Below are 14,805 nucleotides of genomic sequence, written 5' to 3'. Positions count from 1 at the left end.
CTATGCGGATACTCTTTGTGGCAGCGGAGGCAGCTCCCTTGGCGAAGGTGGGCGGCATGGGAGACGTGGTGGGTTCTCTGCCAAGGGTCTTACGCCAGATGGGTCACGATGTCCGCATTTTCATGCCCTACTACGGCTTCCTGGCGGAAAAGCTCCAGATTCCCCAAGAGCCAGTCTGGTGGGGCTATGCCATGTTCAATGCCTTCGCCGTATACGAGACGGTATTCCCTAACTCCGATGTGCCCCTCTACCTGTTTGGCCATCCCGCCTTCGACCCTCGTCGCGTTTACTACGGGGAGGATGAAGACTGGCGCTTCACCTTCTTCGCCAACGGTGCGGCCGAATTTGCCTGGAATTATTGGAAACCCCAGATTATTCACTGCCACGACTGGCATACGGGCATGATTCCGGTATGGATGCATCAGTCTCCTGATATTGCCACGGTCTTTACCATTCACAACTTGGCCTATCAGGGCCCCTGGCGCTGGAAGCTGGAGCAGATGACTTGGTGCCCCTGGTATATGCAGGGTCATAACACCATGGCAGCGGCAGTGCAGTATGCTAACCGCGTCAACACCGTGTCCCCCACCTATGCCCAGCAGATCCAGACGGCGGCCTACGGGGAGACCCTGGAAGGCTTGCTGTCATTTATCAGCGGTAAGCTCAGCGGCATTCTCAATGGCATCGATACCCAGTCCTTCGACCCGGCAACAGATCGTGCGATCGCACCCAATTTCACCGCAGACACCCTAGAGCAGCGTCGCCACAATAAAATCGCCCTGCAGGAAGAAATGGGCCTGGAAGTCAACTCCCAAGCCTTCCTAGTGGGGCTGGTCAGCCGGCTGGTAGAGCAAAAGGGCATCGACCTGGTGCTACAGGTGATGGATCGGTTTATGGCCTATACCGATGCCCAGTTCGTGCTTTTAGGCACTGGCGAGCGCTACTACGAAACCGAGATGTGGCATTTGGCCTCTCGCTATCGAGGACGCATGGCCACCTATTTGCTCTACAGTGACAGTCTGGCTCGACGCATCTATGCTGGAGCCGATGCCTTCTTGATGCCGTCCCGGTTTGAACCCTGTGGCATCAGTCAGCTGATTTCTATGCGCTACGGCTGTGTTCCCATCGTGCGGCGTACCGGCGGCTTGGTAGACACGGTAGCTCACCACGATCCGCTGCACCAAGCTGGCACCGGCTATTGCTTCGATCGCTATGAACCTCTAGACCTCTACACCTGCCTGGTGCGCGCTTGGGAAGGATTCCACTACAAAGATGCCTGGCAAGCCCTGCAGAAGCGAGCCATGGCCCAAGACTTCAGTTGGACCAAGTCGGCAGTTGAGTATGTCAAGCTCTATAGCGATATCTTAGGGGTGCCTTGGCAAGAGCAGGTGCCCCAGGCCAAGGCTGCCTCAAAAGAGGAGGTAGTGGCGAAGGCAGCGACGGCTTAGAGTCCTAGAGGAGGAGTAAATGAGCAGGTGGGATGATCTAAAAGTAAACGATTAACGAGTTATCCAGCCACGCAAGTTACTGACAGGTACCTAGGCCAACTTGTTTGACGATTGCTAACTCATCACATCACGTCTTCCCACCAGCTTAGTAAAGGATGGTTTCGATGTGGCATATAGCGCCCTTGAGTTCAAAATTATCAAAGTTGCTGCACCCAAATCCAAGTCGTTTAATGAACTTTAATCGGTTATTGATGCCTTCCACAATACCGTTTGTTGTCCCATTTTCGAAATAATTTAGGACCTGGCCGAACCATCGACAAAGCGTGCCTACACTATCGTTGGAGTATGCTTTAGCATCGACCATCCAGTCAAGCAATTTAAACAGAGCCTCCGACCATTCACTCGCCGTTTCAAAGATAGTTCTAAACTATTCTTTTAGACGATACATTCCGGTTAATTTAGGGGAGGCATTGCTGGCATTTCTAATTTCATTAAGCTTATTTTGCGGCACTTCTGGGATGAGACTTATTCACTAAAAAGCCCGGAGCAACCAAGATTAGGTTCCTCTGGGCGGTTAGGTTTTGGGAAGCAATGATGGCGGTTAAGCGATGGGGGCCATGGTGACCTGATTAGTGGTCAACAGCTCCTGCAGTTCTTCAGCGTCCACCGTCTCCTTCTCCACCAGCATGGCAGCCAGTTGATCCAGGATATGGCGATTTTCCGTCAGCACCTGCCTGGCTCGTCGATAGGCTTCACTCACCAATTGCCGCACCTCATCGTCGATGACGGCGGCGGTTTCCTCGGAGAAGTCACGCTCGGAAGTAATATCGCGACCCAGGAACATATTGCCGTTTTGGCGGCCTAGGGCCACGGGGCCTAGGCGCTCGCTCATGCCGAAACGGGTGACCATCTGCCGGGCGACGCGAGCCACCTGCTGCAGGTCGTTGGAGGCGCCGGTCGTGACCTCTTCATCTCCAAAGATGATCTCTTCGGCCAGCCGGCCACCCAGGGCCACGGCCATCTGATTCTCCAGGTAAGAGCGGGAATATAGCCCAGACTCGAGGCGATCTTCGCTGGGGGTAAACCAGGTCAGACCACCGGCCCGACCGCGGGGGATGATGCTGATCTTCTGTACCGGGTCATAGTCGGGCATGAGGGCACCCACTAGGGCATGGCCAGCTTCGTGATAAGCTACCAGCTCCTTGCGCTTCTCGCTCATGACCCGATCCTTCTTCTCGGGACCGGCCAGCACCCGATCAATGGCGTCATTCACCTCATCCATGGAAATCTCGGTGAGATTGCGCCGAGCGGCTAGGATTGCCGCTTCGTTGAGCAAGTTAGACAGGTCGGCACCGGTAAAGCCAGGCGTGCGACGGGCGATCTTCTCCATGTCGACATCTTTGGCGAAGGTCTTGCCGCGACCGTGTACCTTGAGGATTTCCAGACGACCAGCGTAGTCGGGGCGATCCACCACGACCTGGCGGTCAAATCGTCCGGGCCGCAGCAGGGCGGAGTCTAGCACATCGGGGCGGTTGGTAGCGGCAATGATGATGATACCGGTGTTGCCTTCGAAGCCATCCATCTCGGTGAGCAGCTGGTTTAGGGTCTGCTCCCGTTCGTCATTACCACCGCCGAGACCGGCGCCACGCTGTCGGCCGACGGCATCGATCTCATCGATGAAGACGATGCAAGGGGCATTGGATTTGGCCTGCTCGAACAGGTCGCGTACCCGTGAGGCCCCAACGCCAACGAACATCTCGACGAACTCGGAGCCAGAGATGGAGAAGAAGGGGACTCCAGCTTCACCAGCCACGGCCCGGGCTAGCAAGGTTTTACCGGTTCCGGGAGGGCCAACCAGCAGAACCCCTTTGGGAATTTTGGCCCCGATGGCGGTAAAGCGGTCGGCATTCTTGAGGAAGTCTACCACCTCAGTCAGCTCTAGCTTGGCCTGCTCGATGCCAGCCACATCACCGAAGGTGACCTGGGTCTGGGGCTCCATCTGCACCCGTGCCTTCGATTTGCCGAAGTTCATTGCCTGGTTGCCCGGCCCGCTCTGGGCCCGACGCAGGATGAAGAACAGCACTACCAGCAGTAACACTGGAATCAACAGGGTGCTGAAGGCCCTAACCCAGACGCTGTCGTCGTTCTGGGGCATGACCACAATATCGACATTGTTGCGTTCCAGAATGTCGATTAACTCTGGATCGCTGGGCAAATTCACGACAATCTGACCGTTGCCTTGGGGGTCAGGGAAGCGGGCCCGAGAGCGGTCGGCGCTGATGCTGACTCGCTCGAGTTGATTATTTTCAACCGCGTTGACAAAGCGGCTGTAACGCCATGATTGGGTCTCTTGGCCAGAGTTATCGAAGATGGCTGTGGCCAGGGCAATGACCACGACCACTAACAGTGCATACAGTCCTGCGTTTCTCCACCGTTTATTCACCGGGGTTATGCCTCCATTCGCATCAGGGCAACGATAGCTTGTTTAAGCCGTGTTCAAGTCCAGACCCGAGGGTTGCTTCGAAAAAAGTTCCAGCATTCGGACTGAACTCGAGGTAGACAACCAGGGCAACTGTCAGCGCACCATCGCTGCACAGTCTACTGGTCATAGGTTGGGTTAATTTAATGGGATATTAACTAATGTTAACGAGATTATCAGAATCTGACCATCACTTAACCATTACTCATGGGAGTTAGGGCGGCCCAGTCGCGCCAGCACCTCCTGATCTGGATTGTAGTGCAGCTGTGTGGTTCCCTTCAGCAGAGTGTGAATGGGAATAACACCGATGACGCTGTTGCTATAGGCCAGGGTCTGGATCTGGCTGGCCACTTCAGGGGTCCATGGTGTTTGGGACACCGTTGCCCCGGCCCCCTGTAGATGCCGCAGTAGCTGCGATCGCATCACCCCGGGCAAGATTCCAGCCGCCAACGGCGGGGTCCACCAGGTGCCCTGGCCCCAGCCCCAGAGGTTACCGGTGGCGGTCTCCAGCCAGTGCCCCTGCTCATCCACCAGGATAGCTTCGCTGGCCCCCATTCGTTGGGCTGCCTGTAGGGCCAACCAACTGCTGAGATAATTGCCGGTTTTATGGCCTGGCAAACTGCGGCGATAAAGCGGGTCAGCCGATTCCCAGGCGCTGATGCCCTGCCGCTGCCGCTGGGCCAGGTTGTCTGGTAAGGGCCGCCCTGTCACCAATTCGCGGCCATCGGCCAGGATGGTCAGCCGCAGCACGGGAAAGTGAGTGGCGACATGGGCTGCCCCGGCGCGCACGCGAGGCCAGTCCGGCTGGGGCCAGTGAAAGGTGGCCAAGGACTGACGGATGCGATCACAATGGGCCTCCCACACCGTCCAGGGATGGGCTAAATCTTGGCCATGGACCCGCAGCGTCGTGAATACCGTGGCGCCATAGCGCCAGGCCGGATCCGTCACATCCAACGGGGAGCGGCGTCTCTCCATACAGTTCTCCTGCAAACCAATACACCATGGCCTACGGTAACATCGCCGTAATCGCCCCCAGACAAGCCACCAGCACTGCTCCCCAGGCCACCACTGCCATCAGCCGTAAGCGGCGAATCTGGTGCTCTAGGGCTGTCATCCGAGCCAGGTGCCCCATGGCTGGATTGTCCAAGGTTACGTGTTCCAGGACGGCATCGATATCGATGCCAGGTTGCTGTCGGATAAACCCTACCAGATAATCATGCACTAACTGGTAGCGATCCCCCTGCCACTCCGGAATCTCAAATACCAATCCCGACTTCACCAAGATCTCCAAGACCAGATCCAGGGCAGGCCGCCGAAAGGGAAGCCGCAACAGGGCCAGTTCTTCCTCCAGTTCCTCTCGAGATTTCAGCGGCCGCTGTAGGCGGCCATCGCTTTCCTCCGCCTCCTCCGTCAGCAAATACAGAATCCAGCGGGCCAGGGGCTCCTGTTCCGGCCCACAATCCTGCACCACGCTGCCTAAAAACTGCTGTACCAGTGTCTCCTTAGGGGATGGCCCCAAGGCGTCATAGGCCCAGAGGGAGACGATCCCCTGGCGCTGCAGCTGCGCCCCCACCACCTGCAGCTCAATCGGGCGCACTCCCCCTTCTGCATCGGTTAAATCCTGCACCAGCCGCTCAATCAGGGGCTCATCTAGGTAAAAATTGGCTCGAGTCGTCAACCGTCGGAGCAGATCCTCGGCCGCCCGGGGGGAAAAGTTACCTAGGTAGTAGCGTACGTCCCGGCTGAGAATGTCATTGTTGATGATATCCAGGTCACAGAGCCGCTCCCACTCCAGCAGGTAGAGAAAATAATCCTCCCGCAGGGCCATCACCACCTTGAGAAAGGGGGTATTCAAGCAATCACAGAGAAACTGATAAAATTCCCGCCGTTGGTCTAGGGTGGTTGCCTCTACGAAGAATTCTTCCACCTGGTCAAAAATTAACACCACTTGTTGAAACTGCTGATTTACCAGACTTCTGAGCTGATCGAGGAGGCCATGGCGATCGACGCAGGCCGCCGTCGGCATGGCACCGCCATAGAGCCCCAGCGGTTGCCGTTGACGGGCGACTATCACCGCCTGGTAGATGGCATCGGGCCAATTGCGATAGGCCGTCACCAATACGGGCAGCGTCGTCCGACCATCGGGAAAGGAACGCCGCAGGGCCGGTACCAACCCCGCATAGAGAATCGAACTCTTGCCCACCCCCGAGGGGCCATGCAGAACAATCAGCTGGTAGCGGGCTTGCTCTAGCCGCTGCACCAGGGCGATGACATCTTGCTGTCGTCCTGATGCCTCGATCTCAGTGGCCAGCAGGGCCTGGGTAGACCCATTCAGAGACGCTAACCGAGAGGATTCGTAGGGTTGAATTTGTCCGGCGCCAATAAATGCCCGCAGTCGAAATCGGGTCTCTAACTGCCGTTGCTCAAGCTTAATGTGGAAGGCCCGACGATAGGCTCGACGCTGGAAGTATTGTTGTCGCAGGGTCTCTAGAATGCTGCGGTACAGGACCAGATCGACTTCAGGATTGCCGTGCTGCCGTGCCTGCAGCAGCTGCTCGATGGCCTGATCCGGCTGTCCCAAGACAATCTGAACCCGCCCCAGTAAATAGAAATACCAGCTGCGTTGAAACCGAGTCGCGACATCCCATCCATCCGGAGCCTCTGCTCCAGTAGCCTGCACAGCCTCAGCAATTTTGAGAATCTCTAGGGCCTGGATAGCTGCTGCTTCAGCCTCCGAGGCATTGCCCCGGGCCAGTGCCACCTCTGCTAGGTAGCCATAGTTGCGAGCCAGGCGCACCGGGTCATCTCGATGCAGCTGTTGCCCCTCCTGGGCTAGGGCTTCCAACTCAGCCCAGTACGCTAACTTTTGCAGCACTTCCGCCAGGGCATGTAGAAATTTGCCTACCAGGTCTAGGCGTTGTTCTTGTCGTAGGCATTCTAGGCAGGCACTGAAATAGTGCCGCGCCTGCTCACAGGACTGCCGATAGGTCTGCCGGTGTCGAATGGCATACTGACGCCACCAGGCCCCCATGTAGAATAGCAGCACCGCTTGTTTATCTGAGGGGGTTGGCGCTGCTGGCTCAAGGATTGAGTGCGTCGTCCCTTCTGAAGACGCCACGGGACTCCGTTGGCTGGTCTGCTGTTGCCAATACTCCAGACTGCGAGTGAAATAGAGCCGGGCTACATCCAGCTCACCACGGCTGAAGGCATCTCGTCCCTTTAGAAAATCGAGGCTGGCCTGTAATTCGGCACTGAGGGGGCCAGATTGGTGGGCAATATCCGTCAGGGCAAATTCTAGTTCTGTCCGCAGCAAAGACCCCTGACGATAGAGGGGAGCCTGACCTGGCAGAGAGCTATCGTCCCCCAGGGAGAGCATGGTGGTAAACAGCTGATTGGCCCCCCGATGCAGAGACTGGATCAGTTCGTCGGTCGGATAGTCGAAGCTAATCGGGGCGGTGGCAAAGCTCCTGAAATCGGGGGCGTGGTGATTGAGGAGATGCAGTATCCGGTCATTGCACCAGAGCACCAGGGGACATGGAAAGGCTTTGGGAAAGTCGTCCCGGCCCAGATTGGCAGCTCGCAGCACCTCTTCTAAGTCTCGAACCAGCTCCAGACCCGTGACCATCACCGTCAGGGGCGGTGGGATATCGTCGATGGCAACTTGCATGGCCTGGCGTAGAGTCAGGCTCTGATCGAGCTGCGCCAGATCTACCACGGCGATTGTGAGCGGATCTGCCTCGACCTGCACTGCCTGCTGTACAGCGGTGATCAGCATCTGCCGCAGGCGGCTGTAGTTACAGCGGGCCAGGATCAGGGAAAAGCGATGCGATCGCAACTGCAGGGCCCGTTGTAGTTCTATCAGTCCTTGTCGATTGTGCTCCAGAACCTTAGCAGTGGGATAGGGAGAGGTCATGAACCCTAGGTCTAGCGGTAGTGAGGTGGCTGCGCAGCCCTGGCAGCGTACTAATGGGGCTGGCAGCAGGAGACTGACGACGCTGGAGCCAATGCCAGCCCACGGCCAGGTTGAGCAGCAGCAGACAGAGATTGGCCGCTAGCAACAGACGCATCACCCCCTGGGGCGATAGCCGTTGCCGCCATCCAGAGAGGCCACGCTCCAGGCGCTGCAGAATTTCCTCAGCGTTGAGGGGACGCTGGCCAGGGAAGGGGGCCATCAGGTCGTCGATCAGGTCGGCGAACCAAGGGGGAACATGGGGAGCTAGATGGCGCCAGCTAATCTGACCGGTACTAGCATCTTCTTCTAAGTCAATGGGGTGTTGCCCGGTTAACACATAGACGAAGGAACGGCCCAGGGCATAGAAGTCCGACTGGGGCACGGCCTTGCCGTTGATCTGCTCGATGGGGGTATAGCCTGGAGAAACGACGCTGGTGACGTCTCGCTTGCCGCCAATTTTAGCCAGATAGGTACCAGTCATCTGCCGCACGGTGCCAAAGTCGATCAGGGCCAATTGGCCATCGGGCCGGCGCATGATGTTGGAGAGTTTGATGTCACGATGAAAGAGTTGATTTTGATGTACTAGGCCCAGAATCTCAGTAATCTGCCGCAACCAGTCCTGGGCCAGGGTCGAGTCGGCTGTACCATGCTCTGCCAGCCAATTTTCCAAGGTCTGGCCTTGAATGTTTTCCATCACCAGGCCATGGAGTTCCTTGCCCTTGGGCGTGGTCACGGTGAAATAGCCATCGAGGTCCACGTGGGGAATACCGGGATGGCACAGCTGCTGCAGGGTGGTGGCCTCCCGTTCGAACAGGGGCAGCAGCTTGGGTTGCTTCAGTAGCTTCAGCACCTTGCGGGTGCCGCGATCATCGACGGCGAAGATGTCGGTGGGCCCCCACTCATCCACCTCCCGTAAGGGGCGCAACAGGCGATAACGCCCCTGAATCAGCAACGCCATGCCACAGGCGGCGCAGACAGTGCGAGAATCCGGTTGCTGGCGGTCAGGGCACTTGGGATTGATGCAATAGCTCACGCCGTCTCCTCTGCCCCGGGTAACCGTTGGCGCACGTATTCCATCACCACTGGCCGCAGGGTAAAGCCTGCCGGGCTTTTTTCCACCAGGGAGCGGCGTACCAGAGATCCAAGTGGTTGTAGAATCTCTGGCGATAGCAATTGCTGCAGCCGGGCGATCTCCACCGGTTTCTGCAGCCGGGCCAGCTCGTAGAGTAGGGTCTGCTCTGCCGTCGAGAGCCGCTGCACCTGCTGCTCCACCAGATAACTGACGTCGCTAGTAATCAGCGTGATGCGTTGCTTCAGAAAGTCTTTGACCCGACCGTTGAACAGCTCCCGGATGGTGGTGGCGACGATCTTCAAGACCAGGGGATTGCCCCGGTAGATACGGATGAGCTGGTTCCAGAGCGAGTCATCCTGCAGGTCGGCCTCTTGCAGGAGTTGGTGGGCCGCCTCGCCTAGGCCGGACAACTCTTGCGATCGCACCGGTCGATGGGGGCCACTGAGCATGACCAACTCCTTAGTCGGCTCCCGACTGGTGATCAACACACAGCTCTGGTGCTGCTCTTCCCCCAGGCGGCGCAACAGGTCTCCATAGTCTTCATAGCCCTGGCGATAATGGCCAGCAAAATCCCCTTCCCGCAGCAGCGTATCCAGATTATCCAGCACAATCAGACAGCGATGTTGATGCAGATAGGTGGTAAGGCGAGACATCTGGTCATGCACACTGCCCTCTGGCTTTTGATCAGACAAATGGATCAGCCAATCTTCCAGGATCGCTGCCATGGGCGGAGCATGGCGTAACGATTGCCAAATCAGGTGATCAAACTGGGGTTGAATTTGCTCGAGTAACTTCACCACCAGCGTCGTCTTGCCGATGCCCCCCGGCCCCAAGATCGCCACCAGACGACAGGACGGCTGACTATCGATAGTCCACAGCCGCAGCTGATCCAACTCGATGTCACGACCGTAAAAGACTGGGGCATCCGGCACCTGACTCCAGTTAATTTCTAACCTCGACGCCTGATATCCTGCCACTGCCAACCAATCGGCCACATCACGCCAGCTCTCCAAGGTATTGGCCTCTCGCCTGGTCAGGCACTCCACATAGCGATAGAGCGTATTAGACAGAGACACCTCCACGGTCTTAGGGGCGGTATAGCGCTGGGCCGCGATCTCCGCTGGACTATAGCGGCACAACAGTCCCCGCAGCAATTCCTTTTCTACCTTGGTGAGGCTGGCTTGCTTGTGGGGAGCTATCTGCTGCTTGGCCGCAGCCAAATCTCCATACAACTTGTCCAGGTTCCAATCCCCCTGGGCTTCCGTAAACAGTTCCTGGTTAGAGGCCATGACCGATCTGAAGTGTCTTACTCGTATCCTAATCGACTTCTCCTGAGCTACCGGAGATTACTAACTGGTTTCATAACCATGGTTATAGCCCTCCAGATTCCCTCTCTCCGTAAGGTTAAGGTGACAGGTTGAATCCAGTGACGTAGTAGAGGGAGTTATGAGCAGATCCATCGGTATCGGCAACGCTCTGATCGGAGGTATCCAAGCCATGGCCAAGCAAGGTAAAGCGACGGTGGAGCGCATCATCCAACCCGGCCAGCGAGGCCGAGTTCACTTCCAGGCCACCTACTGGTTCGGTATCTGCCCCGACCCCGTGGTCTTACTCCCGGGTATGGATGTGACAGTAGTGGGCCGCCGCGGCAACACCTTGATCGTGCGACCGATGGAGTCGCAAGGGGTGGGGTGAGTGGGGAAGAGAGCTCGCTCGGGGGATGTCGCTCCCACCGGAGCCCCTAGGACCAGGGCGAACCGCTTGTGGTGTATGGCTTTCAGCCAGGCTTCGCCAAGCGCGACAGCGGCTCCGCTCGTAGTGAGCGAAGTCGAACTGCAGGAGCAACGCAGTCGAACTACCGCCCTGGACCCTGTGGAAGGGCCTGTCGGTCAGTGGCGATGGACCCCAATAAGACCAGTCATGGAAAAAGTCAAGTATCGGCGAAGCGAATTCTGTGAGTGCGATCGAGCTTAGAAGGGGACAACCAACTTCTAAGCTATATGGGGCAATAGTTTGAGATGAAGCCCGGAATATCAATGTTTTCCATAAATCAGCTTATTTAGCAGAGATAAACTTTACAACTTCATCATATCTATCAGCCTAATGACTAAGTTGAGCGGTGGCTAATATCTTTTGCTTCCTCACCAAGATCTCTCGTCCGTCCGCTCCAACGTGTTGTTAGACCAGGCTTACGCGATAAGGTCACAACTTCTCTGCCGCTTTCTTCTTGCTTTTTACGTAGGTCTGCAAATATTGCATTCAAGTCATAGTTAAAAGACTTGGCATATTCTTCGCGAATACGATGAATTTCTTCAACAATTTCATCTTTCCACATCGCCTAATCTCCCATCAGTTCGTTCGGTGTACAGAGGACTGGAAGCACATAGCCACAATCAAGACTAATTTCTGCCAATTTCCCTTGGATTTGAGCATTTGCAATATGTCTACAGTTCCAAGTTAGCAAATAATCCATGCCGTGAACTGTCGCGGCAGCAATATGGATGGCGTCTACCTCGGCTTTGGAAGGCAAATTGCTTCTGGCTAAAAACTGTGCTGCCAAGCCTTGTACAGCCTGATTCAACGCGAGCAGGGGAAAATCACGCAGTATTTCTAGACGTTGAGCAGCGATTTCAGGATCTCCCTGCATCACTTCTTCTAAAACGGCCTCTGATGTGTAGAGAGTGAAAGCATTTCGACGTAATTCCCACCAATCCTTAGTAATTTCCATATTTGCAGCCAATATCAGGTTCTTGGTTGACCTAGCTGTCAGATACCCCAAAATGCTAGTTTCAATGTAAACAGTTTCGGTCACTTGTAGCTTTGCCCCTTTTGGGAGATCAAACGATATCAGTTACTAATATTACACCCAAACTAATAGATACCAAGGCATAAAGAACAACAAACAACCGTAAGACTTCGTGTAAAGGACTAAATGTAAAGGCTATCCTTGTCCCTAATTCTTCAGACAATATATCGTGATCTCTGTCTAGAATATCTGCAAAACTTGCTCCCTTGAAGCAAAGATATGCGAAGCCAGCATTCATAATTAATGGAAGACAAAGACTTAATTCGACCAGTGGCTTACTGGCATTAGAGAAATAGTATGAAACGATTGCTCCCGTGATGCCAAAAATGAAGATGCTTGTCTTTAGGACGATTTCTAAGTAGAACTTGTACAAATCGATATTTTTGTCAAATTCCTTCCATAGATCTTCTCTTTCCAAAGCTCTCACACCTCATGAATGCCTTTATGCTGAAATACTCTGCAGTCTAACATTTTGGCTAGCCTGCCGCAGGATTGCGGGGCGCAGACTTTGATTAACCAGAAAACTTGATGCGGGCTGCAAAACTTGAAAAACCCCACAGTCCCTGCGGTCAGGTTAAGCCGATTGTTAGCCCATAGCCATTGTTTTCAACATTCATTCCAATATTTTTCCATAGCACGCTTCATCATGAGAATTCTTCCAAGAAGGGATGTTTGAATATCATTATCTGGTGCAAGAACAATAAGCCGCAGTCTTTCATAAGCATTTTTGTTCATCGATTTTATATGAGCGTGCCCATTTCTAATTTATCGTACCTGCTTAATAAGGTAGGCGAGACCATGCTCGTCTAGTCTTAAAATAAAATCGAGAATTTGTTGATCATTCTGGAAAACAGGTTTTATCTCTCGGCCGACATTGTTATCTTGTGCCGTACGAATTAGCCACTCGATGTTTCCCAACATCTTGCCTTCAAATTCTATAGAACCTCTTTGGCGTTCGTTTAGGTTTATGGTTGCGTTGCCTGCTTCATAATCGACACGGGCACTTGGGTTAATGTCTGCAATAGGCTTTCTGTTATTATCCGCTATATTTCTTACACGGCGTAAGTACCAAATAAGGGATGAGTTCAATTCTCTTTCAACAGATTTCCATAATCCACAACCACATAGGGAGTAGTCAAAATCATTTGCGAGTTTTTCGCCAGCAAAACGGAACACCGTTTCAGCGGATACAAGAAAACTCTTCGTCTCATCATCCATTATTACTCCAAAGTGTTCCACAATAGACGGGGTTACCTTATCGACCTGCTCTGATAAACGCCGACCTTCTTCAAGAAGGGTTACTTCAAAGTCTTCTATCAGACGTCTTATTTGTTCTTCATTTCTTACCGTTAAGATCGATGTCAGAAATTCATCACGACCTTGTTGGATACGTTCACTAACTTGTATAAAATTGGTGACAGTCTTTCGCTGCTGTTAATCATAGAAACGGATTTCGGGCTGCTTTAACAATTCTTCAAGGGGACTGTCGAAGCGAACCACTTGAAACTTTCTTGGAGGTATGGGATGCGGAAACGAGTATGTTCTTCCCCGCTGAATATACTCAATTAGGTTTCTAAAGCCATTATATGGATACCAGTTACGGTTACCACCATAAATGTACTCTAACAGGCCTGACAGGTAATTGCCGAATTTCTGTGGGTCATTTAGACTGGACGGAGTTTCTTCATCGGGAAAGGGTAAAACAAGTAGCTCTCCAGGTACATTTGCACGATAGAGAATAAGCCAAGATTCTGCACCTTCCTGCATTTCTTTAGGTATGAGCCTGGATGCAATTTGATGAGTTGCCTTGACTCCTTGAATTTTACCCCAGTATGGAACTGGTTCCCAATGGCTTAGGAAGGCGCAAATCCTTTCGTTGGCAGGACTCTCATAATACAGGAATATGCCCAACCGATTCTGACGATTATTCTCTTGTTTCACAGGCATAATGTTAAGCACCGTATTACTTTAACCGCTATCCTTTTGTGTTGCGATATAGCGGGCTAACTATATATTCAGCGTCAGATCCGGTAGATAAGATCCACATTTCCGGATCTTATCTGTCACTTTTGGGTGATAACACCTGGATTTACAGAACTTACATACAATTTTTGACGGATAACTCCGGGAAGGCAGGGTGTTATCTGTCACTTCTGGCAGTTAAGTATGGTGAATGGGGTGCTTATCTGTCAAAAGTGACAGATAAGCACCCATCTAGGGGAGTTATATGCGTTTACCATGGCACCACCCAACCCCCCTCGCCTGCTCGACCAAGTCAGAGAAGTGGCTCGGCTCAAGCACGTTAGCCCTGCGACTGAAAAGTCCTATGTCTACTACATTCGGGATTTCATCCTGTTTCATCACAAGCAACATCCCAAAGATATGGGGGCGCCTGAAATCAGGGCATATTTATCACACCTGGCCATTCAGCGTCACGTGGCTGCATCGACCCAAACGGTCGCTCTGAGTGCCCTGCTGTTTCTGTAGCGTCAGGTGCTAGATATTGAGCTGCCATACCTTGAAGATATTGAGCGAGCTAGCCGTCCCCAACGCTTGACAGTTGTCTTGACTCGTTCAGAAGTGAAGCGCATTCTAGCGAGCCTCGATGGTATCCAACATCTGATAGTCAGTTTGCTCTACACAATCCATCCTGTACGGACGATTGTTTTCTGATCAGGCTCTATGCCGATGATAAGCATATCAACCCGATAACGAGTTCTCAAGGCTTATAGCCATTGATTCATTCCTTGAATCAACAACGCCTCCCACTATTTACTTTTCATCGTATACTCTATTCCACGTCGGCAAACACCTCTCGCGCAGCCGTGATACCGTTCAGAGCAGCAGGAAACCCTGCATACATTGCCATTTGCTGGATCACTTCGACGCTCTCTTCCCGCGCGGCCCCAGCGTTAAGCGCCGCGTTGATATGCTACTCAAGGTGCGGCTGTGCATTTCCCATTGCTGCCAGCGCTGCGACGGTCGAGTTCTGGCGCGTCTTCAGGTCGAGTGCGTCTCGTGACATGATGTCGCCGTAAGCAAACTCTA

General features: G+C 53.8%; 14 protein-coding genes. 3 read left to right on the top strand and 11 right to left on the bottom strand.

All coding sequences use genetic code 11. The features are described 5' to 3' along the window. Positions 1 to 2 precede the first annotated feature (2 nt). Entirely contained in the window at positions 3 to 1,448 is a 1,446-nt protein-coding gene (gene glgA / locus XM38_RS20395; protein ID WP_080811249.1) for a glycogen synthase GlgA, read from the top strand. A gap of 145 nt (positions 1,449 to 1,593) precedes the next feature. Here glgA and XM38_RS29170 read toward each other — a convergent pair whose 3' ends face one another. The 6 genes from XM38_RS29170 to XM38_RS20365 form a co-directional block, all read right to left on the bottom strand. After that, the gene (locus tag XM38_RS29170; RefSeq protein ID WP_080811251.1) at positions 1,594 to 1,866 is read right to left on the bottom strand and encodes a transposase; all 273 of its coding nucleotides are present in this window, start codon (positions 1,864 to 1,866) and stop codon (positions 1,594 to 1,596) included. Between the two features lie 183 nt (positions 1,867 to 2,049). Next, the gene (gene ftsH3, locus XM38_RS20385) at positions 2,050 to 3,891 is read right to left on the bottom strand and encodes an ATP-dependent zinc metalloprotease FtsH3 (RefSeq protein ID WP_080811252.1); all 1,842 of its coding nucleotides are present in this window, start codon (positions 3,889 to 3,891) and stop codon (positions 2,050 to 2,052) included. Between the two features lie 237 nt (positions 3,892 to 4,128). Next, positions 4,129 to 4,902, bottom strand: a complete 774-nt coding sequence (locus XM38_RS20380; RefSeq protein ID WP_202978934.1) for an aminotransferase class IV — start codon at positions 4,900 to 4,902, stop codon at positions 4,129 to 4,131. 31 nt (positions 4,903 to 4,933) lie between these two features. Further along, positions 4,934 to 7,840: an nSTAND1 domain-containing NTPase gene (locus XM38_RS20375; RefSeq protein WP_080811253.1), complete on the bottom strand. Its 2,907-nt coding sequence runs from the start codon at positions 7,838 to 7,840 to the stop codon at positions 4,934 to 4,936. Further along, positions 7,815 to 8,912, bottom strand: a complete 1,098-nt coding sequence (locus XM38_RS20370; protein WP_080811254.1) for a serine/threonine-protein kinase — start codon at positions 8,910 to 8,912, stop codon at positions 7,815 to 7,817. The genes XM38_RS20375 and XM38_RS20370 overlap by 26 nt, the downstream gene beginning before the upstream one ends. After that, entirely contained in the window at positions 8,909 to 10,240 is a 1,332-nt protein-coding gene (locus XM38_RS20365; RefSeq protein ID WP_080811256.1) for an NB-ARC domain-containing protein, read from the bottom strand. The genes XM38_RS20370 and XM38_RS20365 overlap by 4 nt, the downstream gene beginning before the upstream one ends. Positions 10,241 to 10,397: 157 nt before the next feature. Here XM38_RS20365 and XM38_RS20360 point away from each other — a divergent pair, with 157 nt between their 5' ends. Continuing rightward, positions 10,398 to 10,646 carry an NfeD family protein gene (locus XM38_RS20360; protein WP_080811258.1) on the top strand — a complete coding sequence of 83 codons (249 nt, stop codon included), beginning with the start codon at positions 10,398 to 10,400 and terminating at the stop codon, positions 10,644 to 10,646. A 412-nt stretch (positions 10,647 to 11,058) separates the two neighbouring features. Here XM38_RS20360 and XM38_RS20355 read toward each other — a convergent pair whose 3' ends face one another. The 4 genes from XM38_RS20355 to XM38_RS20340 all read right to left on the bottom strand — a co-directional run bounded on the left by XM38_RS20355 (position 11,059) and on the right by XM38_RS20340 (position 13,698). After that, on the bottom strand, positions 11,059 to 11,286 hold the full coding sequence (locus XM38_RS20355; RefSeq protein ID WP_080811260.1) for a hypothetical protein: 228 nt from the start codon (positions 11,284 to 11,286) through the stop codon (positions 11,059 to 11,061). Positions 11,287 to 11,289: 3 nt separating this feature from the next. Beyond that, the gene (locus XM38_RS20350; RefSeq protein WP_080811262.1) at positions 11,290 to 11,763 is read right to left on the bottom strand and encodes a type II toxin-antitoxin system VapC family toxin; all 474 of its coding nucleotides are present in this window, start codon (positions 11,761 to 11,763) and stop codon (positions 11,290 to 11,292) included. A 759-nt stretch (positions 11,764 to 12,522) separates the two neighbouring features. Next, entirely contained in the window at positions 12,523 to 12,975 is a 453-nt protein-coding gene (locus XM38_RS20345) for a hypothetical protein (protein ID WP_080813174.1), read from the bottom strand. 216 nt (positions 12,976 to 13,191) lie between these two features. After that, a complete protein-coding gene (locus tag XM38_RS20340; protein ID WP_187329484.1) occupies positions 13,192 to 13,698 on the bottom strand; it encodes a hypothetical protein in 507 nt (168 codons plus the stop codon). 297 nt (positions 13,699 to 13,995) lie between these two features. Here XM38_RS20340 and XM38_RS26525 point away from each other — a divergent pair, with 297 nt between their 5' ends. Further along, positions 13,996 to 14,244 carry a site-specific integrase gene (locus tag XM38_RS26525; RefSeq protein ID WP_202978933.1) on the top strand — a complete coding sequence of 83 codons (249 nt, stop codon included), beginning with the start codon at positions 13,996 to 13,998 and terminating at the stop codon, positions 14,242 to 14,244. Positions 14,245 to 14,548: 304 nt separating this feature from the next. Here XM38_RS26525 and XM38_RS28485 read toward each other — a convergent pair whose 3' ends face one another. Beyond that, positions 14,549 to 14,686 (bottom strand): carboxymuconolactone decarboxylase family protein, encoded by a 138-nt coding sequence (locus XM38_RS28485; protein WP_256995798.1) that lies wholly within the window; start codon positions 14,684 to 14,686, stop codon positions 14,549 to 14,551. Between the last annotated feature and the right edge of the window lie 119 nt (positions 14,687 to 14,805).

The sequence above is a fragment of the Halomicronema hongdechloris C2206 genome, assembly GCF_002075285.3.
Classification (GTDB): Bacteria; Cyanobacteriota; Cyanobacteriia; order Phormidesmidales; family Phormidesmidaceae; genus Halomicronema_B; species Halomicronema_B hongdechloris.
This window is presented reverse-complemented; position numbering and strand designations above follow the sequence as displayed.

Bases quoted from the DNA above. Each gene is read 5' to 3' on its own strand.
- XM38_RS20345 (WP_080813174.1), bottom strand. From the start codon at position 12,975: ATGGATGATGAGACGAAGAGTTTTCTTGTATCCGCTGAAACGGTGTTC.
- glgA (WP_080811249.1), top strand. From the start codon at position 3: ATGCGGATACTCTTTGTGGCAGCGGAGGCAGCTCCCTTGGCGAAGGTG.
- XM38_RS20360 (WP_080811258.1), top strand. From the start codon at position 10,398: ATGAGCAGATCCATCGGTATCGGCAACGCTCTGATCGGAGGTATCCAA.
- XM38_RS20380 (WP_202978934.1), bottom strand. From the start codon at position 4,902: ATGGAGAGACGCCGCTCCCCGTTGGATGTGACGGATCCGGCCTGGCGC.
- XM38_RS20355 (WP_080811260.1), bottom strand. From the start codon at position 11,286: ATGTGGAAAGATGAAATTGTTGAAGAAATTCATCGTATTCGCGAAGAA.
- XM38_RS20375 (WP_080811253.1), bottom strand. From the start codon at position 7,840: ATGACCTCTCCCTATCCCACTGCTAAGGTTCTGGAGCACAATCGACAA.
- XM38_RS20365 (WP_080811256.1), bottom strand. From the start codon at position 10,240: ATGGCCTCTAACCAGGAACTGTTTACGGAAGCCCAGGGGGATTGGAAC.
- XM38_RS26525 (WP_202978933.1), top strand. From the start codon at position 13,996: ATGGCACCACCCAACCCCCCTCGCCTGCTCGACCAAGTCAGAGAAGTG.